Origin of the sequence: Paenibacillus sp. JNUCC32, from assembly GCF_014863545.1 — a bacterium.
Taxonomy (GTDB): domain Bacteria; phylum Bacillota; class Bacilli; order Paenibacillales; family Paenibacillaceae; genus Paenibacillus_AQ; species Paenibacillus_AQ lautus_A.
In genome coordinates this window covers 6842825-6865890 of the sequence record NZ_CP062260.1, presented here as the reverse complement: position 1 = coordinate 6865890, position 23066 = coordinate 6842825, and the positions used below count along the sequence as shown (strand labels likewise).

General features: G+C 48.8%; 26 protein-coding genes. 8 read left to right on the top strand and 18 right to left on the bottom strand.

Annotation, left to right across the window (positions count from 1 at the left end):
* Positions 1-128: 128 nt before the first annotated feature.
* Positions 129-698 (bottom strand): GbsR/MarR family transcriptional regulator, encoded by a 570-nt coding sequence (locus JNUCC32_RS30625; RefSeq protein ID WP_015737261.1) that lies wholly within the window; start codon positions 696-698, stop codon positions 129-131.
* Positions 699-1068: 370 nt separating this feature from the next.
* Here JNUCC32_RS30625 and JNUCC32_RS30620 point away from each other — a divergent pair, with 370 nt between their 5' ends.
* From JNUCC32_RS30620 to JNUCC32_RS30610, 3 genes are read left to right on the top strand one after another with little or no spacing between them, the layout of a single operon-like run.
* Entirely contained in the window at positions 1069-2271 is a 1203-nt protein-coding gene (locus tag JNUCC32_RS30620; protein WP_096776518.1) for a quaternary amine ABC transporter ATP-binding protein, read from the top strand.
* Positions 2264-3097 (top strand): ABC transporter permease, encoded by an 834-nt coding sequence (locus JNUCC32_RS30615; RefSeq protein ID WP_015737263.1) that lies wholly within the window; start codon positions 2264-2266, stop codon positions 3095-3097. Before JNUCC32_RS30620 ends, JNUCC32_RS30615 begins: the two co-directional genes overlap by 8 nt.
* Before the next feature lies 1 nt (position 3098).
* The gene (locus tag JNUCC32_RS30610) at positions 3099-4019 is read left to right on the top strand and encodes a glycine betaine ABC transporter substrate-binding protein (protein WP_009594437.1); all 921 of its coding nucleotides are present in this window, start codon (positions 3099-3101) and stop codon (positions 4017-4019) included.
* A 763-nt stretch (positions 4020-4782) separates the two neighbouring features.
* Here the strand turns inward: JNUCC32_RS30610 and JNUCC32_RS30605 are convergent.
* From JNUCC32_RS30605 to JNUCC32_RS30595, 3 genes are all read right to left on the bottom strand, one after another.
* A complete protein-coding gene (locus JNUCC32_RS30605) occupies positions 4783-5514 on the bottom strand; it encodes a DUF6081 family protein (protein ID WP_192570684.1) in 732 nt (243 codons plus the stop codon).
* A 17-nt stretch (positions 5515-5531) separates the two neighbouring features.
* On the bottom strand, positions 5532-6458 hold the full coding sequence (locus tag JNUCC32_RS30600; protein ID WP_119846568.1) for a prenyltransferase: 927 nt from the start codon (positions 6456-6458) through the stop codon (positions 5532-5534).
* 155 nt (positions 6459-6613) lie between these two features.
* Positions 6614-7591, bottom strand: a complete 978-nt coding sequence (locus JNUCC32_RS30595) for a LacI family DNA-binding transcriptional regulator (RefSeq protein WP_192570683.1) — start codon at positions 7589-7591, stop codon at positions 6614-6616.
* Positions 7592-7760: 169 nt separating this feature from the next.
* Here JNUCC32_RS30595 and JNUCC32_RS30590 point away from each other — a divergent pair, with 169 nt between their 5' ends.
* The gene (locus tag JNUCC32_RS30590; protein ID WP_009593992.1) at positions 7761-8078 is read left to right on the top strand and encodes a hypothetical protein; all 318 of its coding nucleotides are present in this window, start codon (positions 7761-7763) and stop codon (positions 8076-8078) included.
* Between the two features lie 183 nt (positions 8079-8261).
* Entirely contained in the window at positions 8262-8438 is a 177-nt protein-coding gene (locus JNUCC32_RS30585; RefSeq protein WP_192572761.1) for a hypothetical protein, read from the top strand.
* Between the two features lie 179 nt (positions 8439-8617).
* On the opposite strand, the gene JNUCC32_RS30580 is transcribed toward JNUCC32_RS30585, so the two are convergent.
* The 6 genes from JNUCC32_RS30580 to JNUCC32_RS30555 all read right to left on the bottom strand — a co-directional run bounded on the left by JNUCC32_RS30580 (position 8618) and on the right by JNUCC32_RS30555 (position 14297).
* Positions 8618-9448 (bottom strand): phosphoenolpyruvate hydrolase family protein, encoded by an 831-nt coding sequence (locus JNUCC32_RS30580; protein ID WP_192570682.1) that lies wholly within the window; start codon positions 9446-9448, stop codon positions 8618-8620.
* 49 nt (positions 9449-9497) lie between these two features.
* Positions 9498-10709, bottom strand: coding sequence for a Tm-1-like ATP-binding domain-containing protein (locus JNUCC32_RS30575; protein WP_192570681.1), 1212 nt, complete (start codon positions 10707-10709; stop codon positions 9498-9500).
* Positions 10710-10838: 129 nt separating this feature from the next.
* On the bottom strand, positions 10839-12044 hold the full coding sequence (locus JNUCC32_RS30570) for a phosphoenolpyruvate hydrolase family protein (RefSeq protein WP_228468849.1): 1206 nt from the start codon (positions 12042-12044) through the stop codon (positions 10839-10841).
* Positions 12045-12124: 80 nt separating this feature from the next.
* Positions 12125-12760, bottom strand: coding sequence for a pyridoxamine 5'-phosphate oxidase family protein (locus JNUCC32_RS30565; protein ID WP_192570679.1), 636 nt, complete (start codon positions 12758-12760; stop codon positions 12125-12127).
* A gap of 140 nt (positions 12761-12900) precedes the next feature.
* Positions 12901-13713, bottom strand: coding sequence for an undecaprenyl-diphosphate phosphatase (locus tag JNUCC32_RS30560; protein ID WP_192570678.1), 813 nt, complete (start codon positions 13711-13713; stop codon positions 12901-12903).
* A gap of 419 nt (positions 13714-14132) precedes the next feature.
* The gene (locus tag JNUCC32_RS30555; protein ID WP_009593971.1) at positions 14133-14297 is read right to left on the bottom strand and encodes a sporulation protein Cse60; all 165 of its coding nucleotides are present in this window, start codon (positions 14295-14297) and stop codon (positions 14133-14135) included.
* Positions 14298-14507: 210 nt separating this feature from the next.
* Here JNUCC32_RS30555 and JNUCC32_RS30550 point away from each other — a divergent pair, with 210 nt between their 5' ends.
* The 3 genes from JNUCC32_RS30550 to JNUCC32_RS30540 all read left to right on the top strand — a co-directional run bounded on the left by JNUCC32_RS30550 (position 14508) and on the right by JNUCC32_RS30540 (position 16224).
* Positions 14508-15200: a hypothetical protein gene (locus JNUCC32_RS30550; RefSeq protein WP_192570677.1), complete on the top strand. Its 693-nt coding sequence runs from the start codon at positions 14508-14510 to the stop codon at positions 15198-15200.
* Between the two features lie 160 nt (positions 15201-15360).
* Positions 15361-15600 carry a WGxxGxxG family protein gene (locus tag JNUCC32_RS30545; protein ID WP_015737275.1) on the top strand — a complete coding sequence of 80 codons (240 nt, stop codon included), beginning with the start codon at positions 15361-15363 and terminating at the stop codon, positions 15598-15600.
* 174 nt (positions 15601-15774) lie between these two features.
* The gene (locus tag JNUCC32_RS30540) at positions 15775-16224 is read left to right on the top strand and encodes a DUF6199 family natural product biosynthesis protein (protein WP_192570676.1); all 450 of its coding nucleotides are present in this window, start codon (positions 15775-15777) and stop codon (positions 16222-16224) included.
* 120 nt (positions 16225-16344) lie between these two features.
* Here the strand turns inward: JNUCC32_RS30540 and JNUCC32_RS30535 are convergent, their stop codons facing one another.
* The 8 genes from JNUCC32_RS30535 to groES all read right to left on the bottom strand — a co-directional run bounded on the left by JNUCC32_RS30535 (position 16345) and on the right by groES (position 22804).
* Complete coding sequence (locus JNUCC32_RS30535) at positions 16345-16734, bottom strand: YmaF family protein (protein ID WP_192570675.1); 390 nt, start codon at positions 16732-16734, stop codon at positions 16345-16347.
* A 20-nt stretch (positions 16735-16754) separates the two neighbouring features.
* Positions 16755-17612 (bottom strand): DUF2935 domain-containing protein, encoded by an 858-nt coding sequence (locus tag JNUCC32_RS30530; RefSeq protein WP_192570674.1) that lies wholly within the window; start codon positions 17610-17612, stop codon positions 16755-16757.
* A 492-nt stretch (positions 17613-18104) separates the two neighbouring features.
* Entirely contained in the window at positions 18105-18545 is a 441-nt protein-coding gene (locus JNUCC32_RS30525) for a NucA/NucB deoxyribonuclease domain-containing protein (RefSeq protein ID WP_192570673.1), read from the bottom strand.
* A 411-nt stretch (positions 18546-18956) separates the two neighbouring features.
* Positions 18957-19211, bottom strand: a complete 255-nt coding sequence (locus JNUCC32_RS30520; protein ID WP_192570672.1) for a hypothetical protein — start codon at positions 19209-19211, stop codon at positions 18957-18959.
* A gap of 602 nt (positions 19212-19813) precedes the next feature.
* Complete coding sequence (locus JNUCC32_RS30515; RefSeq protein ID WP_127589995.1) at positions 19814-20359, bottom strand: dihydrofolate reductase family protein; 546 nt, start codon at positions 20357-20359, stop codon at positions 19814-19816.
* 24 nt (positions 20360-20383) lie between these two features.
* Positions 20384-20515 carry a hypothetical protein gene (locus JNUCC32_RS31750; protein WP_267132934.1) on the bottom strand — a complete coding sequence of 44 codons (132 nt, stop codon included), beginning with the start codon at positions 20513-20515 and terminating at the stop codon, positions 20384-20386.
* 317 nt (positions 20516-20832) lie between these two features.
* On the bottom strand, positions 20833-22461 hold the full coding sequence (gene groL / locus JNUCC32_RS30510) for a chaperonin GroEL (RefSeq protein WP_009593977.1): 1629 nt from the start codon (positions 22459-22461) through the stop codon (positions 20833-20835).
* 61 nt (positions 22462-22522) lie between these two features.
* Positions 22523-22804, bottom strand: coding sequence for a co-chaperone GroES (gene groES, locus JNUCC32_RS30505; RefSeq protein ID WP_006212454.1), 282 nt, complete (start codon positions 22802-22804; stop codon positions 22523-22525).
* Positions 22805-23066: the final 262 nt, after the last annotated feature.

The following is a 23066-nucleotide window of genomic DNA, read 5'->3' as shown; positions in this document are numbered from 1 at the left end:
CGCGGTTTATTCGCTTAAGGCAGCGCCATATAACAAAAAAAGGCACAACCCGATAAAATCAGGTTGTACCTCTTAGGTAAGCATTGCCTTACTTCACATTATACTGGGGAATTTCCCCATATTCAAGATCAGGATTTGCCCTCAGGCGGCTCTTTCGGCACATAGTTGAAGATTTCGCCATCCACGAAAGTATCAATCAATCGTTCCAGCCATTTATAGTAAGCAACAGCCTCACGCATCTTCGCCTGATCCTCTTGCAGCACCGCTACCAGTTCTTCGTCATCCTCATGCGCTTTGCGGAGCTTCTCCGTTTCGTCAAGCGCTTTGCGCAGGACCAGAATGTTGCTCTCCACCGATTTACGCCATTTAATATCGAAAAAATCAAAGAAGGTCTGGTACCAATCGTATTCCACTTCATACAAATCCTTGCGGGAACCCTTCTCCCACACCTTGTTGACCATTTTATAATCGAGCAGCGTCCGCACGCCTGTACTCATGCTCGTTTTGCTCATCTTCATTTCCTGTCCCATTTCATCCAGGTTCATCGGTTTATCTGCAAAATAAAGTAATCCGTATAAATGTCCCGTTGAGTGTGGAATGCCGTACAAGTCCATATTCCGTCCAATATTTTCAATGACACGCTTACGAATCTTCTGCACGGCTGCCTGCCGTTCATCATCTAAATGGTACAAGCCCATGCTTGCAGCCTCCTCTATACTGTAGCCATCCAAGAAGTCATGTCAACATAACAAAACTAGGTGGACTCGAAGTGTAGTGTGAACGATCTCAATGAAATCTAAACAAGCCGAATCCACACACATTCTCTGATCTATTGTAGGGAAAGCTATTTTAAAAGTAAAGAAGATCGCTTTGGAGGATATCGGAGCATATGAGAGCATTTCAAAGGATAACTTTGTACAGTTTTTACTGTACGTACTTTATGTACGGATATAACGTTTGATACTTTACGTATCGGTTGTTACAATGGGTGACATGGGTTTACGAGACGACATCGGCAAAGACTCGGACAAATGGACGCGTCTCTATACAATAAAAGGAGGAGTACTTTTGGCTATTCTGCAAGTTAACAAAGTCAGCAAATTGTTCGGCGCGAACCCGGAACAAGGGCTTCAATTGCTTGAGCAAGGCTGGAGTAAAGCGCGAATTGCAAAAGAGAAAAATATAACGGTTGGCGTTAACCGTGTCAGCTTCGATATTCAGGAAGGCGAGATCTTCGTGATTATGGGGCTATCGGGCAGCGGGAAGTCTACGCTCGTCCGTTTGCTAAATCGGTTGATTGAACCGACATCGGGCGAAATCCTGATACACGGCAAGGACCTGCGAAAGATGAACAAGGAACAGCTGCGGGACGTACGCCGCAAAAAAATCAGCATGGTGTTCCAGAAGTTCGCCTTGTTCCCCCATCGCACGGTTGTGGACAATGTGGAATACGGTCTGGAGATTCAGAAGGTAGACAAGAGCAAACGCCGCGAAGCGGCCATGAAGTCGCTTGAGCTTGTAGGCTTGAAGGGCTGGGAGGAAAAAATGCCCGATCAGCTCAGCGGCGGCATGCAGCAGCGCGTCGGGCTGGCCCGTGCGCTTGCCAACGATCCGGAGATTCTGCTGATGGACGAAGCCTTCAGCGCACTGGATCCGCTCATTCGCAGAGACATGCAGGACGAATTGATCGAGCTTCAGGACAAAATGAAAAAAACCATCGTGTTCATTACCCACGACCTGGACGAAGCTCTTCGGATCGGCGACCGCATTGCCTTGATGAAGGATGGCTCGATCGTGCAGATCGGCACGCCGGAGGAAATCTTGACCCAGCCTGCCAACGACTACGTCGAACGGTTCGTGGAAGACGTGGATCTGTCCAAGGTGCTTACCGCTTCACGGGTTATGCGCCGTCCGGAAACCATCACGATGGATCGCGGGCCTCGGGTTGCGCTGGAGCTTATGCGTGAACGCGGCATCTCGAACCTGTTCGTGATCGACCGTTCGAAGAAGCTGCTCGGCGTCATTACGGCGGAAGATGCATCGGATGCCATGAAGAATAACCGCAAGCTTGCGGATATTCTCATCACGGACGGACCGAGCGTCGGACCCGACACGCTGCTAAATGAATTGTTTGAAATTACGAGCATGTCCAAAGTGCCATTGGCCGTTGTGGATGATACCGGCCGACTGATGGGCGTTATCGTCCGCGGTGCCGTCCTTGGTGCCTTGGCCGGAGAAACCAAGAGCGAGGAGGTGACGCAAGATGCCTAAGATCCCTCTTGCCAGCTGGGTTGATTCCTTGGTCGATTGGATGGGAGACGTGTTCTCCGGATTCTTTGACGCCATCTCTTTCATTATCGAGAACGTTGTGCAGTTGTTTACGGATTTGTTCATGCTGCCTCATCCGTATTTGTTCATCGTCATCCTGGCCGTCATTGCCTACCTGCTGGGCCGTCTGCCGTTAACCTTGTTCACGGCCATCGGTTTCCTGCTGATCGACAACTTGGGCTACTGGTCACAGACGATGAGTACGCTCAGTCTGGTCATCACGGCAGCATTGATCTCCGTCATTCTAGGTGTTCCGCTAGGGATATGGGCGGCCTATAGCAAGTCCGCATCCCGCGTGATCATACCGGTTCTGGACTTTATGCAGACCATGCCGGCATTTGTATACTTGCTGCCTGCCGTCACATTCTTCAGTCTGGGCGTGGTTCCGGGAGTTATCGCTTCGGTTATCTTCGCGATTCCGCCGACGATTCGCCTGACCCGCCTCGGCATTATGCAAGTATCCGGCGAATTGACTGAAGCTGCGGATGCATTCGGTTCGACTTCCGGGCAGAAATTGTTCAAGGTTCAGCTGCCGCTGGCCATGCCAACCTTGATGGCCGGCATTAACCAGACCATCATGCTGTCGTTGTCGATGGTGGTTATCGCTTCGATGATCGGCGCCCAAGGTATCGGTGCCGAGGTATATCGTGCAGTAACGCAGCTGCAAATCGGTAAAGGGTTTGAAGCCGGCTTGGCTGTCGTCATTTTGGCGATTGTCCTCGACCGCTTTACACAAAATATATTTAAATCGAAAAAAAGGGGTGCTTAATTTGAAGAAACAGAAGTTTTGGTTGCTGCTGAGCTTGGCCGCTATTCTGGTCCTGTCCGCTTGCGGTCAGGGCGGAAACGGCGGCGCGAATGGAACGACGGACAACGGGGCTGATGGCGGTTCCACCGCTTCCCTCGGCGATCAAGTCAAACATGAAATCATCGGTATTGATCCTGGCGCGGGTATTATGAAAGCAACGGCTGCTGCGATTGAGGAATATGGATTGACCGACTGGAAACTGATCGAAGGTTCCGGCGCGGCCATGACGGCAACTCTCGATAAAGCCATCAAGAACGAAGATCCGATCATTATTACCGGTTGGACTCCGCACTGGATGTTCGCCAAATACGATCTGAAGTATCTGGAAGATCCGAAGAAAGTCTACGGTGAAGCGGAAGAGATCCACACCGTTGCCCGCCTTGGACTTCAGGAAGATCATCCGGAAGCCTATAAGTTCCTGAGCAATTTCAAGTGGACGTCCGACGATATGGGTCAGATTATGACCGCGATCCAAGAAGGCCAAGACCCTGAGGCTGCTGCTAAAGAATGGGCGGACAGCAACGCTGAGAAAGTCGATGCTTGGCTCGAAGGCGTTCAACCGGTTGACGGCAAAAGCTTCAAATTCAGTTATGTGGCTTGGGATTCCGAAATTGCCAGCACCAACCTGCTGAAAGTGATCATGGAAGAAAAGCTGGGTTACAAAGTTGAGGCCCTTCAAGTAGAAGCAGGCCCTATGTGGACCGGCGTTGCCAACGGCGACGTGGACGCCACCGTGGCTGCTTGGCTGCCGCTGACGCATGCGGACTACTGGGATAAATTCAAGGACCAAGTTGAAGACCTTGGCGCCAACATGGAAGGCGTAAAAACCGGACTGGTGGTTCCGTCTTACGTGGAAGCCAATTCGATTGAGGATTTGAAATAACGATGAAAGCCATCCCATGGTTTGTGGGATGGCTTTCTTATTTGGATGTCAAGATTAGTCGGCCTGGTCTGGGGAGGATGTATCCGTTCCGGTCGCTGTTGAAACCAGGAAAACAGGATGATATTTTTGCGGTATTTTCCCGGTTTCAAAGGCGAACGCCAGGTCTCCTCCACGGATACATCCTCTTTCTTGGGCTCGGCCTCCAATCTTTCCCGCAAAGAGAGCCATCCCATTCTTCAGGGATGGCCTTTGGGGGCTGGGCGGGGAAGGGGCTAAGCTGATCAGTTCCACACGGTCAGCTTAGCCTGATTTATGGCCGGACATGCTGTGAATCCCCCTCGGGACTCACAGGCTTGTCGGCTCGGCTTGTGGCACTGCCACTGGCTCCCACCTAATCTTCCTACACCCGAATAGCCGGACATGCTGCGAATCCCCTCAGGACTCGCAGGCTTGTCGGCTCGGCTTGTGGCACTGCCACTGGCTCCCACCTAATCTTCCTACGCTCGAATGGCCGAACATGCTGTGAATCCCCTCGGGACTCACAGGCTTGCCGGCTCGGCTTGTGGCACTGCCACTGGCTCCCACCTAATCTTCCTACACCCAGATGGGGCCGGACATGCTGCGAATCCCCTTGGGACTCACAGGCTTGCCGGCTCGGCTTCTTCGGCCTTTCGGGGGCTTACAGCCTCCCCGATTCGGCCTCAGACAAAAAAGAGATCATGCCCACAGACATGAGCATGATCTCTTTTTCTACTATATAAGTCTACTCTTTTATCGTAACCGTCACGGGAGAGTATTCCGCAATGACGGTTTGTCCGTGCACGGATACGCTGCCCTCCGGCGTCAGATCTTTTTCGGTCATGATGCCAAGCGCGATGGTGAATTTGTTGAACTTGATCGGGATGTTTTTCTCCCGGCGGATCTCTTCGCCGTTCACGTAGAAGATAGCCTCGTCCTTGGCACGGTTATACGTGATTTTGTACGTGTTGAATTCCCGCGGCGTAAAGTGCGTATCTTCCTCTTTGAAAATGCAGAAGTAACGGGTCTTGTCCGATTCCGGCACCTGCACGCCCGGGAACGGCAGGACCGCATACACGCTGGCGTATTTGTCGTTCGAAGCAAAAAAGTCCAGTGCCGCGCCGGTGCTGAAATCAAGCAGATTCAAAGATACGTAGCCGTCATACAAGTCGCCGGGAACCGTTCCTTGGGTGCGGGCCCGAATTTGCAGCTCGAAGGTCACCTCGCCGGATTCCGGCACGTCCACTTCTTCGTTGGAATAATACATATGCTTGGCGTTATCGAGAATTTGGATCTGATTATTCTGGCGGCTCAGCGGTGCGCGTACGTACAGAATTCCATTGCGGACGATAACGACCGCATTCGGCTCGCGATATTCCCAGAATGAACCGTCCGGCAGCGGGAACCCGCCGATCTTCCAAGTCCCGCTCTCGGACAGGATGGAGTGAAAATCACCAAAAACGCGTTGTTGTTCCATCTATTTCCCCTTCTTCCTTACAAAGTCTGAATGATTCCCTGAATGATCAATGACAGGATCAGCACGCCGCCGCAGCGCATGGTAGTCATCGTTGACGCGCCCATCAGCGGTAAATATGCCTCCGAACGGTTGCTGTCCTTCAGCCTTCCATAGACAAGATACAACGGAATGATCGTAAGCAGCGCAATCAGTGCGTAAGGCGGGAGCGCTCCGGCCAATACGCAGGCTATCAAGGAGAGGCATGCCAGCAGCAGCAGAACTCGTGAGAAGTTCAGCGCTCTCTTTTCGCCCCATACCACGACCAGGGTCTTCTTCCCGGCCTGACGGTCTGCCTGCCAATGCAAAAAGTGATGGTTGAACAAAATCAACGTTGTCAGCAGCCCGATGGGCAGTGACAGCAGCAAGGCCCGAACATCCATATGTGAGGTTTGAACGTAGTATGCGCCCATCACCGGCAAAATACCAAAGGACAGCAAAATCGCAATTTCACTGTAGCCCTTGCCGCGATAACCGAATCGAATCGGCGGTGCGACGTAAAAGTAAGCGATCAACCCGCCGAGTCCGCCAAAGACGAAAGCCCACCAGCCGCTGATCAAGCTGAGGATGATGCCGCTCAGCGCCGCGATCCCGAACAGCGTCCAGGTGACGATCTCGAACTTACGGAGCGACCAGACCCCTTTGGTCAAAAACCCGGAGTTGGTGGAGATTGCATCTACATGCTCCTGCGCTTCTGTGTCCGTTCCGTTCTTATAGTCCCATAAATCGTTCACCATATTGGAGAACAAATGGGCAGCGCCGCTCCCGATCAAGGTCAATAAAAAAAGGCCTATATGAAATGTACCCGTCCATACGTAAGCCCCGAGCGCTCCCAAAGCGACCGGAATCAGCATGACGGGAATCACTTTGATTCGGGAAGCTTTTTTAAACTGTGTAAGGGCATCCACGTTTGATATGCTCCTTTCCCTTCTATGATACAGAATAGAACGCCTGCAAATCGCTTGCAGACGTTTAGCGTTGTGAAACAAAGCACTTGCATAGATAAGAATATCACAATTGTCGAACTTTGTAATCCGTTTGTTATAACTTGGTTTTGCAGCCATTAGACCGACGAACGTTCAATCAGCTCGAAAGCAAGCTCCTTCCGAATCGGCTCCTTCTGCTCCCCTTGAATATGTGCATAGAGTATCCTGAACGCCTCCGTACCCATATCAAACAGGCGGTTATCGATCGTAGTAAGGCCCAGCATTTTGCCGATCGGCTGGTTGTCGAATCCGATGACGGCCAGCTCTTGCGGGATGGACAGCCCCCTTTTCTCCGCTTCATAGATTAACCCGGCGGCCACATGGTCACCCGTCACCAATATGGCGCTGGGACGTTCCTCCATGCCCGACAGCCGATCCATAATCGCTGCACCGTCCTCGAGATCAATACAACCGTCCAGGATCCATTCCTCGCGGTAAGGCTCTCCGATTTCTTGAAGCACTTCTTCATAGGCCGCTTGGCGCGCTCTCGTGCTCGGACTGTCCAGTCTTCCTACGGTGAAGCCGATGCGGCGATGTCCCCGCCTTATCAAATAACGCATGGCACTGCGAAATGCCTCAGCATGGTTTATATATATAGAAGAAAATAAGCGTTCCCCTGCATCCTGACAGCATACAATCGGTCCGTAAGCGCAATAGGCTTCGATCTGTTTCGGCGTCACGGTCGACGATAGAATAATGATGCCGTCAATCTCGCGGTTGCGCAGCATCTCCAGCACTTCCACTTCCTTATCCGGCGCATACCCGGTTTGGCACAGGATGAGGCGATAGCTAGCGGCAAGCGCTTCTTGGCCTGCTCCTTCCATCAGCAAGGAGAAGTAGGCATGATTAATAAACGGAAGCATAATGGCAATATTCATCGTTTTCCCTGTAATCAGATGGACCGCATTCATATTCCTGGCGTATTTCAGCTTCTTCATCGTTTCCAGCACGCGTGCCCGCTTCTCTTCTCTGACATAAGGGTGGTTATTCAGCACCCGGGATACAGTAGATACCGACACGCCTGCAAGCTTGGCTATCTCTTTAATATTGGCCACAATCGATATGCCCCCTTCATCCACTGGTTCATTCCTGATACTATCATGATTGCTTCCTCTATTCAAAATTAAGCCTCCAGCAGTTGAGGTTTCTGCGTTCGTATTGCGCCATATCCATGACTTACTTTTTTTGATACGATTGATGATATCATCCTATGGAGGTATCGGCATGTCGAAACTGTTCAAGACGCTTGGCGCTGTATGGTTCATCGGCGGTTTTATCGGAGGAGTCATCATTCATATCATCATGGAGGGCAATTGGCTGACAGGCATCGCTTGGCTTATTGGCGGCGCAATCTTGGGCGCCTTATTCTATACGGTGGGCGAAATTCATGAAATCGTGTGGGAGAATCATGCCCTGCTTCGGGAAGTGCTTCACCGTCTGCCTCCGGAACCAGGCGACAAAAAGCCGCCGCTTGGAAATTCCCGGGCCAATCTTAGCGCTTTGAAGGATTATAAAATGAACGCTAAAGATGAACAGCGATAAAAAATTTGATCTTGATCTGGTATGCTTTTCATACTTTACACTGTGATTGGGTGGAAACCTTCATTCATTGTCAGCGTGACCGGAAAGGGCGTGATGGCAAGGGCAAGGCTTCTGCCTTTTTGCCATGTTTTGCGAAACCTGCGACTTGTCCATTACGTTATCCTTCTCAAAAGGAGATGATGGATGATGGAGACGTTCGGCAGAGGCTGCCTGTACTTGATCATTGGCACGGTGGTATTGCTGCTGCTTGCCCTGCTATTGGGGACCACGATTACGATCCCATGGTTTATCTTCATTCCGCTTGTCGTTATTGCCTTTGCCGTGGCTGCATCCAAGAGCAAACGCAAGGATGATGATTGATCCGGGCAACAGGCATGCCGCCTGGCGCGAAGAGAATGTCCATTTTATGCGCCGTTTTCGGATTCGCTTGCAGGCCTTGCCGGTTCAGTCCAACGGACAATAGAACACCAAGAAGACTCCCTGACGGGAGTCTTCTGCGTTCCTTAGGATCATAACCATGCTTTTTCCAGCTTACGACTTCATTTCGAAATATTCTTGAATGCCTCTGTCTGCTGCTTGATGCCAACCTCGGTGGCAAAACGCTCGATGCTGGATGCTCCGAAGAATCCTTCCACCCCATGGGTTCTGGACAATACGTACGCCGCGTCCTTAGGCTCCGCAATCGGACCGCCATGGCACAGAATCATAACGTCCGGGTTGACGGCCTTTCCGGCATCGCAGATCGCTTGAATCTTGTCCACGCAGTCGTCGAGCGTCAGCGCCGTTTTTGCGCCTATGGTGCCTTTCGTGGTAAGACCCATATGAGCAACCAGGACATCGGCTCCGGCTTCGGCCATCTTCTTCGCCTGATCGACGTCAAACACATACGGCGTGGTTACCAAATCCAGCTCATGCGCCTTCCGGATCATCTCGACCTCAAGATCATAGCCCATGCCCGTCTCTTCCAGATTCGCCCGGAATACGCCGTCAATCAAGCCCACCGTCGGAAAGTTCTGCACGCCCGCAAACCCTTGCTCCTTCAGCTGCTTCAGAAAAATATCCATGATCCGGAACGGGTCCGTGCCGCAAACTCCCGCCAACACCGGCGTATGCTTCACGACCGGCAGCACCTCATTCCCCATGTCCACCACGATCTGATTGGCATCCCCGTACGCCATCAGTCCAGCGAGAGATCCCCGCCCGGCCATCCGGTAACGGCCCGAGTTATAAATAATGATTAAGTCTACGCCGCCCGCTTCGGCGCTCTTGGCAGAAATCCCTGTTCCTGCTCCAGCTCCCAACAACACCTTACCCGCTGCAACCTCTGATTTTAGTTTCGCTAATACTTCTGCTCTTGTTTGCATGGCCATGATATGTTCCTCCTTCAGTTTGAATGCTTGGCCCTGTGGCTTCCCCTTCTCATTGCCGCTTCATCAATTCCATCAGCTTATCGGCCGCGGCCACCGCAAAAGCTGGATCGTTAATATCGGTATTCATCTCGATCAGCTCAACGGTCTCACGGTCTATCCGTTGTCTTAACGTGTCGAACAGCATCTTATCCTCTTCCGTTCCATGGAATGCTTCGCCTTCCACATCGAGCATCGATACGCCTTTCAGCGGCAGCATCAACACCGTAGGACCTTGCGACGAATTCAGTTTATCCGCAAGGATCCCGCCAAGCTGCCGGTTCTCCTCCACCGTGGTCCGCATCAGCGTAACCGAAGGGTTATGCTTGTACAGGTTTCGTCCCCGGAATGCCTCCGGCACGGTATCATACGGACCGAAGTTGACCATATCGAGCGCCCCGGTCGATACGACCTGCGGCACCTTACAGCGTCCGGCTGCTTCCAGCCGATTCGGCCCTGCCGCCAAAACGCCGCCAACCAGCTCATCGCACCATTCCGTTGTCGTCAAATCCAATACACCGTCAATGAATCCGGCCTCAATGAGGCTTTCCATCGTTCGCCCGCCCGTGCCGGTTGCATGGAACACCAGCACTTCGTACCCATGCGATTCCAGATGCTCTCTGGCATAATCGATGCAGGGGGTCGTTACCCCGAACATCGTCGCTGCAATCAGCGGCTTTTTATCCATCGGCGCAGCCGATTCGAACTTAACCATGCCGGCTATCGCGTGTGCCGCGTTCGTGAATATTTTGGTGGAAAACGAGTTCAGGCCGGATACATCCACGATGGACGGAAACATGATAATGTCGCTTGTCCCTACATAAGGCGCCGTATTGCCGGAAGCGACGGTGGAGACCATCAATTTTGGTACGCCGATCGGCAATGCTCGCATGCCGGCGGTGACGATGGAAGTTCCCCCCGTACCGCCGAATGACAGTATGGCGTCGAATTTGCCCTCTGCATACAGCTTCGGCACGATTTGTTCCATCCCTTGAGCCAATACTGCAGTCCCTGCCGACCGGTCCTTCCGGGCCGCGATTTCGCGCAGATCCGCATCTGCCGCCCCTGCAACCTCGATATTGGTTACATCCGGCGCGAACATCGGCTCAAACACGCCGCTATGAATCGTAAACGTTTGTAACCCCAAGCTCTCGATCACCGATTTAACGTATAAAAACTCAGCACCCTTCGTATCAAACGTCCCCGCAATGGCTATGGTTTTCACCGTGAAGACCTCCCCATGTCTCTTCTCAGGATCGCTTGCCCCGTTCTGACTGACAGGTCCGGCATGTGATCCCTGTAAGACCATAATACAGCGCTTTCAAATAAAAAGGATCGTATCCATGTACGATCTTTATGTATATTTGTCTTTCATATGCTGACGATAGGCTTGGGGAGACATGCCTGCGTATTTTTTGAAGGTCTTGCTGAAATGAACATAGTCCGGGTAACCGACCAGCTCCGCTATTCTACCCAGGGACAGCTTGCTGTGCTTCATGATATCCTGCGCCTTGTGAATACGGTATTTGGCTATATATTCGGGAAAGCTGCACCCCACTTCCCTGTTAAAAAGCGCGCTAAGATGCGTTCTTGAAACGTGGATCCGTTCGGCCAGCTCCGTCATTGAAATCGGGTTTGCATAATGCTCGGCTACGTATTCTTTCACAAAGGCAACATAATCCATCGGTTCATCCAGCTGCGTCAGCTTGTCCATCAGCTGCCGGTCCTGCTCCAGATGGCCCGTTGCCTTAAAACGATGCGTCGCCTCCACGATGGCTTCTTCCGTCGGCGTTCGCTCAAAGCTCGAGCCGCCCACGTACCCCATGGCGGACGTGTTGTCGTACATGTACTGGACATCGATGGGCGTATGGACCGGACCGCCATATACGAGCTTGATCGGCTGCTTGCCCGAGTCGTCACAGACGGCAAAAATTTCTCTGGCGATTTCGGCGCCCTTCTCCAGCGACCATGCTTTCGAGGTCCCCATCATCCCGCCTGCCGTAACGCCCAGATGGGCGCAGATGATATCCGCTCCCGCATCCAGCATCCATGTCGTCTGCTCCGGATTGAATACGAAGGCCATCGTAAACATATCGCGCTCATGAGCAATCCGGATGGCTTCCACCTCCTGCAGATACGTGATGCCTTCTTCCTCCAAGGCTTCGCGGAACAGTCCGTCAATCATTCCCACCGTCGGGTAGTTGATGATGCCGGCAAAACCGCTTCCGCGAATGGCATCCAAGTATCCCGGCAGCTGAACGGTTGGATCCGTTCCGCATAAACCGAATATCACCGGTGCGTCGCGGACCACGGAAAGAATTTCGCGCGAGCCGAAATCCATCACCATTTCATTGCAGTTCGCATAGGGCATGAAGCCAGCCAAGGAGCCCAGCCCCATCTGCCGAAAACGGCCCGAATTCAAGGCCAGTATCAGATCGGCGCCGCCTTTGACCGCATATTTTGCCGATATTCCTGCTCCTGCCGCTACCCCGATCAATCGCTCCTGGGTCTGTAACCCCCTATGTAATCGATCCAATACCTGTTCTCTGGTCGTTATCAAAGTTATTGGTCCCCTTATCTTCAATCTGACCGTCATATCTCATCGTTTCCTTATATCGCTATACCTATTATAAATGAAAATCAATAGAGGCGATTCGTGTAACTGTCCTGCATTCCCCGGGCAACGGATTCCTCCGTCACGTGAGCTTGATTCACATGATCCGCGATGATCTTGGACGGATTCGGCATCTGTTCGCTGGGTATCCAGGAATCGGGATCCCATGCTTGCGAACGCATGAAAGCTTTTGCACAGTGCATATAGCATTCCTCGACCGAGACCGCAATGCCAAGCCATGGGCGTTTGCCTTGTACGCTAAGCCGATCCAGGATTTCTTCGTCCCTTACCAAGACGGCGCTGCCGTTGATTCGCAAGGTCTCCTTCAAACCCGGTATGACAAACACGATCCCGACTCTCGGGTTGGACAGGATATTCCGCAGCGAATCAAACCGTCGATTGCCCGGACGCTCCGGAATGACCAAGCAGGACTCCTCGATCACATGCACGAATCCCGCCGCATCTCCTCGGGGCGAAACGTCGCAGGCTCCGGATGCGTCGGAAGTAGCCATAAACAACAAGGGGCTCTTCGAAATAAAGTCTTTGCAATGTTGGTCCAATCGATGAATGGTTTTATGTTTGACCACGTGATTGGAATCGCCGAACAAGTTTCGAAGCTCCTCCTCCGATGAAACGACCGATTGAAACGGAATTTTTGACATCACAACCACCCTCCTATTAACTTCATCTTATACCTTTCTTATATCCGATACTACGCAATGATCGCCTTTCTTCCTTTCCACAGTATGAAAAAAAGCTCCTCACAAGTTCAAGGAACCTTATGAGAAGCCTTCCCTCATTCTTATAAGAAGACAAACAGCAAAATGCCGACAACAAAGCAATAATAAGCGAAATATTTCAGATTCCCGCGCGCCATGATATTCATGAACCATTTCATCGCAAAATAGGTGCAGATGAGCGTCGCGATAAATGCGATCAAATAGGGAATGAACAGCGGAGCAAAATCGGAATCCGATGCCATATCCGACACGCCTAGCACCATGCCGCCGAGGCTTATCGGAATGTACAGCATAAAGGAAAACCGCAGGGCCGTCTCCTGCTTCATCCCCACGGCGATCGACGTAATGACGGTCGAGCCGGACCGGCTGATCCCCGGAATCAGCGCCACCGCCTGTGCCAAGCCTACGATAAGCGCGTCCTTGAACGACAAGTCATTATCCAGCTTGCGGCCGCGAAGGTTCCGAATCAGCCAGAGGGCCACTCCCGTAAATAGCAGCGCGATGCCTACCGTGCGAACCGAAGCGAATATTTCCTCAATCTGGTCTTTGAACAACAGTCCGATGATGACAGCCGGAATCGTACCCACAATAATATACAGAATGAACATGAAGTCGGATTTAAACTCCGGTCGTCGTGTCCGAACATAACTTAGGCCGTTCACAATCAATCTCTGCAAATCCTTGCGAAAGATGAACACGATCGCAATCAATGAGGCCGTATTGGTCAGTATTTCGAACGACAGCCCGTTCTGCTCCATGCCCATCAGCCTTTGGGCGACAATCAAATGACCGCTGGAGGATACCGGAATCGGCTCCGTAACCCCCTGCACAATTCCCAGCAGCAGATACTTCAACCACAAGATGAAATCTTCCATTACTCTCCTACTTTCTTTGCAACATGGGTATAGCTTATAAAAATACTAGTCTATCATATCTCATAAAAACAGGAAGAATCAAACCACGAGCAGAGTCATCGTTGGTGCATGGAGCTGCCGAAAAGACGATAACCTCCCGTTGTTCCATTGCGCAAAAAAGATATGTAAACAAGAGAAGCCCCTCTAACCACGGAATTAGAGGGGCTCCTAATCTATTGTTAAGAGGTGATTCCATCATAAGATGCGTAGCTTAATGGAACCTTAAAGCTTCATTAGGGGGACATAAAAAGTGATGTACCTAACTTTTTGTCCTTGGGCTGTCTGGACGGCACGGCAATGTTATATGCAAAGTAGTCTTACCTTTTGAGATTCTTAATAAGCAAGATCAAAAGAAAAAGCACCTTTAAGGTGCTTTTTCTCTATTCTTTATATATGACCAAAATATCGTATGTTCCGTCTGCCGATGAAAGCTTAATATCCTTCACATCGTCAGGATGAATGTTATACAGGAATTCATTCACCTGATCCTGCAAATCGTCCAGATTGGAATCGCTAAAGAGCTCGACCTTCAATGTTTTTAGCATATAAGCACCCCCTAATTTCAAACTTCGACATAAAACGGGAGTTCCCTGCTGGAATCGAGTAAACGACACGTTTCATCTATACCTTACACTGGCCTTTTATCTGTTTTCCACACGCACTGCTAAATAACACCCCAAATTATGGTATATTGGTGGAGTTGTTGTTCGATTTTCAGAAATGATTATTAAAAATGTTATGGTGGTGGACGCATTATGCCAGTTAAACATAAACGAATCATCAGGCTTGCTGCCAAACTGATATTACTTTCGGCCGTTCTCTTCTACGCCTTCATCTATGTGATGGAACGCCCTGGCGGATTAACGGATCGGCGCATGTCGCGAGCGCTGGGGCAGGACAATATCCTTCATATCCCGCTCGGGAAGACTCCGGATACCGCGGTTGAACAGTTTAGAGGCCCATCCTCCATGCATGTCATTCACCGTGAACCCGTGAGCGGAGGCACTCTTTTATTTATGAAACGACCTTACCAAGCGGGTAGCCATAATTTGCAAGTAGAATATGTACGAAAAACTCGGATCGGTTGGAAATGGGCTTGGGGCGGCGGATATGGAATCGGCGAATCTTCACAATCCATAGCAGCGTTAAATTACATGGGCATGCCTGAATTAGACCATCTCTCTACCCCATTTCCCATGGTGTTCGGGGATATTCTGGATCCCTCGATAAAAAAAGTAAGCGTCAAAATCAAGGGCAAAGGTAGTTATAACGCTAAGCTGACTGCTGCGGAAGCCGGAAGAATGATCTGGTTCGTATTTCTGCCGTCGCCCGCTTCCACACCTTTTGATATCGAAGGTATGGATGGTGAGGGGAATCTCATCGCCCGCAAAACAATAACCGATCCGCGCGACAGCGGCTCGGTCCATTTCGAAATGGATCGACATTAATCCGGTGAAATAGCGGATAAAAGGAAAATTAGCACAGTCTCACTACTCGGAAGGCAGAAGTACACTCGTTTGGTAAAGAATCGTTAAAGATTATTTGGGGCAAGATAATTTTGGTACCTGCCCATGCATTTCAGACGAACAGAGAAAGGAGGTCCTTAACATGAAGAAAATCTGCATGTCTTTTCTAGCGGCTATGAGCATTGCTTGCATGTTGGTTGTCCCTGTTTCCGCTGAAAACAACAACAGGAATGCAAATGACATGAACACAAACAACGTTAACGCTAGAAGTTATAACACCAACGCAGCCACCAATGATAACGATACAGACTGGGGTTGGCTTGGATTAATTGGTCTTGCCGGTCTTGCTGGGTTAAGACGCCGTACCCCGGAGCGCCATTAATTTTTGCGATAAGCTTAGGGAACAGAAGTAAAATCCTGCTCACATAAGAGCAGGATTTTTTCTTTTCAGGTACCTTTAATTTGTAACTTTAGATCTCCATTCTTCATGTCTTACTTCACTTTACCGGAACTTCCATTTTGTTACTCCGTATGAATCCTCAAGGGGTTGATTTCAATGTTATGGATGTTATTTGGCGTCGTTATCATTCTAAATTGCCGTTATACCTTCATGAATCCGGATTCGGATTGGATACGATGGAACAAAAGGTTGCCGGAAGACTACGAGCAGGACGATCATGATTTGTTAAAAACCCAGGTCGGTGCGGCAATAGGCGGATTTATTGGCGGCGTATTGGTCTTAATCGGGTTAGCGACGCTTGTTCGACCTTGCGGTACCCCTATGTCATGGGGGGCACTTTTCGGGTTTGCTGTGATCCTCATAGGTATAGGGCTCCTTGCCAGAAGGTATCCGACATTCGGCTGGAGCAGGGATGAAGGCTGGCAAGTCAAAGGAGATTCGGAACGAAGCGATACTTACATGGATTTAGTAAAATTCGGCGGATTGGTTTCCATATGCCTCGGATCCGCTTTTTTTGTACTTGGCCTAATCATCTTATTGGTTTGACATGTGGACTGAGGAGAAATCATGTGGTCACTAACAAGAAGGCTCCCACTCGGCAGCCCTCTTATAAAGCTGTATTCATAATTTATATAAACAAAAAGGTACAGTGGGCGAAACTATTATTTACCCTTGTTCATCACCTGTGTTCCCGCTATAACGATGAGCATGTGGGATCCTGCCATCTACGGTGGTATAACCTTCAAAATAATGGTAGTGCCCACCGCCTGCCAATGGAATGGCGGGCCCGGTTGTTCCTCTAATCAAGTGCTTGTGCTGGTCATTAAATGATGTTTGGGCATGGTAATTATGGACGTGCGGCACGCCGCTTGGAGCTGGTTCAGTTATACCCACGTAATGATGGAAATGTCCAACGTCAAAAGAGGTATCTCCTTGAAAGGGATGGACATGAACATTAACCGGTCTTCCATCCCAAGATGTTAGAAAGAGTTGGTGGGAATGACTGGAGTCAGGGTTATCGGAATGAACAACAAAGCCCGTTATTTGTATTTCCATCCAATAGTGCCTCCCTTATATTAATGCATGATTTCTTTCTTGTTCACCTTCACGCCAGATAATGACCGATCGAACATGTCTAGGATAAATAAGAATCGCTCAGCTTCACGGAAAACATGATCTGCTAATAAAGGATGAATGATGCTTTTGATTCGGCACTCTTCAATTAAGTCGCGCGCAGTTTTCTTAAAATCGCGCAATGATTTGACTGAAACTCGGTTTTCATCAACAAATTGACTTAGTAATGGATGGGTTTGCGATTCTGGACGCATGGAACTTAGGTCAATGGCTTGAAACATCAACGTATCAAAGTCTTGGCTAAACTCCCTTGCTTGTTCCACTAATTTTCGCTCCGATGGATCAAGCAGATGACCTATAAATTTTGCATGGTCAGCCATGATTTTTAGGAAAAAGACATTTTCATCGATAATCGCATCGGGTAATGGCTCAAGTCTCCCGTTATTGAGTTCCTCTAACCGATTTCTAAAGTAATTTGCTTCTCGGCTAACATGATCTACAAGCAACGGGAAATTTGTCCCCCCAGGGAGCTGGCACCTAAGTATAAGTCCAAGTACCTTCCTCTTAAATGCCCAAATGTGTGCAGCGGCATTGTGAACTTCTGAATTAAACTGTCGAATTGTTTGTGGATCGGTATCTGCTTGATATGCATGTGATCTTCTTTCAATATCCTCAAAGATGGCATGAAATTGATTAGCCTCATTGATTAACTGCGTATCTTCACATCTAAATCCTAATCGAAGAAAAAAGGAATGTTCTTTCATAATGCGTGACCAAAAACGTATTTCGTCTAATGACCTGACTACAAAAGGATCCGACAACCCTACCCCACCTTTCGGCACACGAAATAAGACAACCATTTATTGTAGCTCGATACAATGTATATGGGGATAGCATGTTTCAATATGCTATGTTAGAAAATTATGTAGAAAAAACAATTAGGCTTTAAAACGTATAGGATATTCCTAGTTGGCTTAATAGTATGGGCTGTTAGTCTTGCAGCTACATTTCTAGGCGTAATGGAAATTGCAACTGCCGCGTGTTCAATGTATTGTAGTAAATTTTACCTACCTCTGATATACTGACATTATTACTATTGTCATGGGTGCGTGATCAATCAGATGTGGAATAAAGAACTAAAAATAGCCATTCGAGAGAAGCAAAGCGTAACCGTATACCTTACCAATGGCGAAGTATTACAAGGCATACCGGATTCTTGTACAGATCGCTTAAAGATGCGGAGTGTTTATGGGCCAGTCTGGGTGCCATTAGATGAAGTAAAGCATGTGAGTCGATTAATACGGCTAAACATAAAAAAAGAACCTACTGGCATTAGCTAGTAGGCTTTTTTGCTATCTAAAAATGAAATGTACCTGGGTACCGTCCGGGTATCCCTCCAAATAGTTACCTACCCAGCTGCCTGCTCCTCGATTGTCAGATGGATCTATGTATTCGACACTTGCACCGTCTCCTCCTTCGGCACACATGGCCATCGGCCACTCATCCCGATCATACCCTTTTTTCGTAGGGATTCCCTTTAGGGAAGAACTCCTGTTATCCTCTGCACCTGTTCGATCAATGGTACAAACATCGGAATGGCCGGATTCAATGGCCTTTTTTATGTGATCCGCCGTCTCAGGATATTTATCCGCTGGAAACTCTAATTCGACAACGGTACCCCGTATTGGTGGGTATACATCACCGTCATCTAACTCCGGAAAATAATTAAGGACCAACCAAACCAATAACAAAGATAAGACCACTGTTCCAAATTTCAAGAATAACTTTTTCATACAAATTGCTCCCCCATTCAAACAAAAAAATCCCTGCGAGCATAGGTCAGCAGGAATTTTCTTACCGATGCCTTCAGTTTACTTTTTTAGTATAGGCAAGTTGGCATATATTTGTAAATCACGAAGAGGAGAGCCTCAGAGCCTGTCAAGAGTGGAGTGATATATACATATGAAGCAAAGATGTTCTTGGATTGAGGCAGATCCCCCTAACCTAACCTTTGAGAGATAATATTTGATCAGTTCGTTTTTATGTACAATGGACTTAATTGAAAACGGGGACGGGAGTTCCGCCCCTTTTTACCGAAAGGTGCTAATCGAATCAAGTTAGAAAAAGTGAGTGGTGAAGCTCTGTTAATTGCTCATTATTTTAATACTTATATGGATCGCCCAATTTATTTAGGTCAAGTGTCACTATTCATTCGTACACATAATATGCACTATCTCATGATGAAAGGGAGAAGACCAAAATGAATCAACAAAGCCATAGCATTCAAGGTAATCAACAAAGGGAACCACAGCCTTATCATTACGGCCATGAGCATGACCATCACCCACATTTTCATCCATATAGCCACCCGTCAGGGCATCATATGATCCATCATCACCACCATCATCATCACCACTTTCACCACCACTACCAAATGAGGAGAGACGAAGATTAATCATAGAATAAGATAACAATAAGGCGAGAAGAGTTACGCCCTCATGCTGCCGAGCGTGTCATTCTCGCCTTTATCTAGGGGGGTAGCCCCACACATATTTAGGTTCGCGTGATTTTATAATAAAAGGCTCCCTCTCGGGATCCTTTTAAATAGCGGTATTAAGGTTTTTAAAGCCTGACTTACATCATGCCGCCCATGCTTTTGGGCGGTTTCCTATTTCCCACATTGTTAAAAAGTCCGGTGTATCAAGGTTTTTGGTCTGTTGATTCCATGGAATATTATCGAGTAAAAATGACTATGTGGGGAAATGTGTGGGGGATGTGGGGTGAGGCTACTGGCATTTAATTATCTCAACCATCGGAATCATCTCCTATAGGGAGATTGTATAAGCTGCCTTTGTTAAAATGCCCGTTAGATGAACAAAAAACAGCCGTTTCGGATATCCTCCAAACTCAAAAGGAAAGTCAGGGCAAACTTCCCTGACGGTTTTCATGACCTACGCAGTTCAAGTCAGTAACTGGTCATTAGTTTTCAGTCCGTCAGCATCACGCCATGTTGCCGAAAGACGGTTTTCCCGCAAGCTCGTAGTTGTTTTCCTGATCAATCTTATCTTGCCGGAAGATAAGTCAGAACAACGACACCTGAACCGAATGTCTTTGTTTCCGCCAGTTTCAGCACTTTCTTATCGATCCCTTCTCCAAAGAGACGTTTTCCGTTTCCAAGCACAACTGGGAAAACCATGAGCCGATATTCGTCGATGAGGTCAAGCTGCATCAGCGTTTGAACGAGCGCGCAGCTGCCAAATACCAAGATATCCTTACCAGGCTGCTGCTTCAGCTTGGATATTTCCTCCGTGATATTGCCCTTGATCAGCGAAGAATTGTTCCATTCCACTTTTTCCAGGGTTGTTGAAATCACGTGCTTGGGGTAACCGTTCATCATCCGGCCATATTCCCCTTCCTGCTCGATCAAATTAGGCCAAGCCGCTGCAAAATTAACATACGTTTCGCGTCCAAGCAGAAGAGCGTCGCTTGCTTTCAGTTCATCGAACTTGAATTGCTTTGTTTCCTCACTACGGAATTGGATCGTCCACTGCGGATTCTCCATGACGCCATCCAGCGATACAAACTCAGATACAACTACTTTTCTCATTTTCATTCTCCTTTTTTTTCAATGCTATCCGTCTGTCTGATTGTACGATAGCAAGAGTAATACAGGCATGTACCAGGTATTGTCGACGGACGCAATAAACAAGCCCAGCATCAGTCCCGCGAAGATAAGTCCCAAATTATTTTTCTTTATTTCCACGACTTGGTTAATCCTTCCGCACTTGCGTTTTTCGTTGTTCACGAACTATATTTTAGCTTGAGACATGTGAACAGATTTCTCATGGATTGCTATTCCCAAATATTTGGATACGTTATGGAACGTCTTGGACATAAGGACGATGACACCACTCGTAATGTCTATACACACGTAACAAAGACCATGAAAAAAGAAGCTTCCCACAAGTTCAGTGAACTCATGAGAAGCCTCTAATCATGTTACCTTATGTGGGGAATATGTGGGGAAATGGCCTTCCCCACACTCACAAGCCCTTATAAATCAAGGGATCAGAGCCCGTTTTACATCATGCCGCCCATTCCACCCATGCCGCCCATGTCAGGCATAGCTGGTTTTTCTGGTTCTGGCTTGTCAGCGATAACCGCTTCGGTTGTCAGGAACATGGCCGCAACGGATGCAGCGTTTTGAAGAGCGGAACGCGTTACTTTGGCAGGGTCAACGATACCTGCTTCGAACATGTTCACCCAAGTATCGGTAGCCGCGTTGTAGCCGATGCCGATCTCTTCTTTTTTCAGACGCTCTACGATGACGGAACCTTCTTGGCCAGCGTTAGCTGCAATCGTGCGGATCGGCTCTTCCAGAGCGCGCAGAACGATGTTCACGCCTGTTTTCTCGTCGCCTTCAACTTGAACTGCAGCAACAGCGTTGTATACGTTAACGAGCGCTGTACCACCACCGGATACCATACCTTCTTCAACCGCAGCGCGAGTTGCGTTCAGGGCATCTTCGATGCGCAGTTTGCGTTCTTTCAATTCCGTCTCAGTAGCCGCACCGACTTTGATAACCGCTACGCCGCCAGCCAATTTAGCCAGACGCTCTTGCAGTTTCTCTTTGTCGAAATCGGAAGTCGTTTCTTCCAATTGGTTGCGGATTTGCTTCACGCGAGCATCGATATCTTCTTTGTTGCCAGCGCCATCCACGATGATCGTGTTCTCTTTGGTTACGCGCACTTGACGAGCGGTACCCAATTGATCGATGGAAGCCGTTTTCAGGTCGAGGCCGAGCTCTTCCGTAATCACTTGGCCGCCAGTCAATGCAGCGATATCTTGCAGCATGGCTTTGCGACGGTCGCCGAAGCCAGGAGCTTTAACAGCAACAGCGTTGAACGTTCCGCGCAGTTTGTTCACGATCAGCATCGCTTGCGCTTCGCCTTCGATGTCTTCTGCGATCAGTACGAGCGGTTTGCCTTGCTGTACGATTTTTTCAAGGATCGGCAGGATCTCTTGCGTGTTGGTTACTTTTTTATCGGTGATCAGGATGTATGGATTCTCAAGAACGGCTTCCATTTTATCCGTATCGGTGATCATGTATGGAGAGATGTAGCCGCGGTCGAATTGCATACCTTCTACTACTTCAAGCTCCGTCAAGAAGCCGCGGGATTCTTCAACGGTGATAACGCCGTCTTTACCCACTTTGTCCATTGCTTCTGCAATCAGTTGACCTACTTCTTCGTCAGCTGCGGATACGGAAGCGACTTGAGCGATCTCCTGATGGTTTTTCACTTCTTTCGCGATATTCGCAAGCTCGGTTACGGCTGCTTTAACCGCTTTGTCGATACCCTTGCGGATGATCATTGGGTTTGCGCCAGCTGTAACGTTCTTCAGACCTTCACGGATCATGGCTTGTGCCAGAACCGTTGCCGTTGTTGTACCGTCACCGGCAACATCGTTGGTTTTGGTAGCTACTTCTTTAACGAGCTGAGCACCCATGTTCTCGAATGCATCTTCCAGCTCGATTTCTTTAGCGATGGTTACGCCGTCATTCGTGATGAGCGGGCTTCCGAATTTTTTCTCAAGAACCACGTTACGGCCTTTCGGTCCGAGCGTTACTTTAACTGCATTTGCCAAAGCATCTACACCGCGAAGCATGGAGCGACGGGCGTCTTCACTGAACTTAATGTCTTTTGCCATGGTATTACATACCTCCCTAGTGGATTATGGAATGGTAAAACAGGATATATTCAGGCTTTCATTAGCCTAAGATCGCGTGGATGTCGCTTTCTTTCATAATCAAATATTCTTTACCTTCGTATTTGATTTCTGTTCCAGCGTATTTGGAGAAAATAACGCGGTCGCCTTCTTTAACTTCCAAAGGTACACGTGCGCCGTCTTTCAGGGAGCCGCTGCCTACAGCAATAACTTTACCTTCTTGCGGCTTTTCTTTAGCAGAGTCAGGAAGTACAATCCCGAATGCCGTAGTTTCTTCTTGTTCGATCGGTTCTACCAATACGCGTTCACCTAAAGGTCTGATCATGAAAAAATAGCCTCCTTTAAATATGTTGTGATGCTTTTTTCAAAGCTTTATGTATTAGCACTCGACAACCCTCAGTGCTAACAACCAATTTTATGATACTCAAGTTGTCTTAAAATTTCAAGTCCTTTGCATGAATTTTTGATCATTTTTTTGCAATCCGGACTTAGGGAGAGGTTGTCCCTAAACCCCCTTCACCATTGTATCCATGACCAGCCAAAATATGCCTGAGGCTTTAGGAACACTACACGAATGGAACCATAGA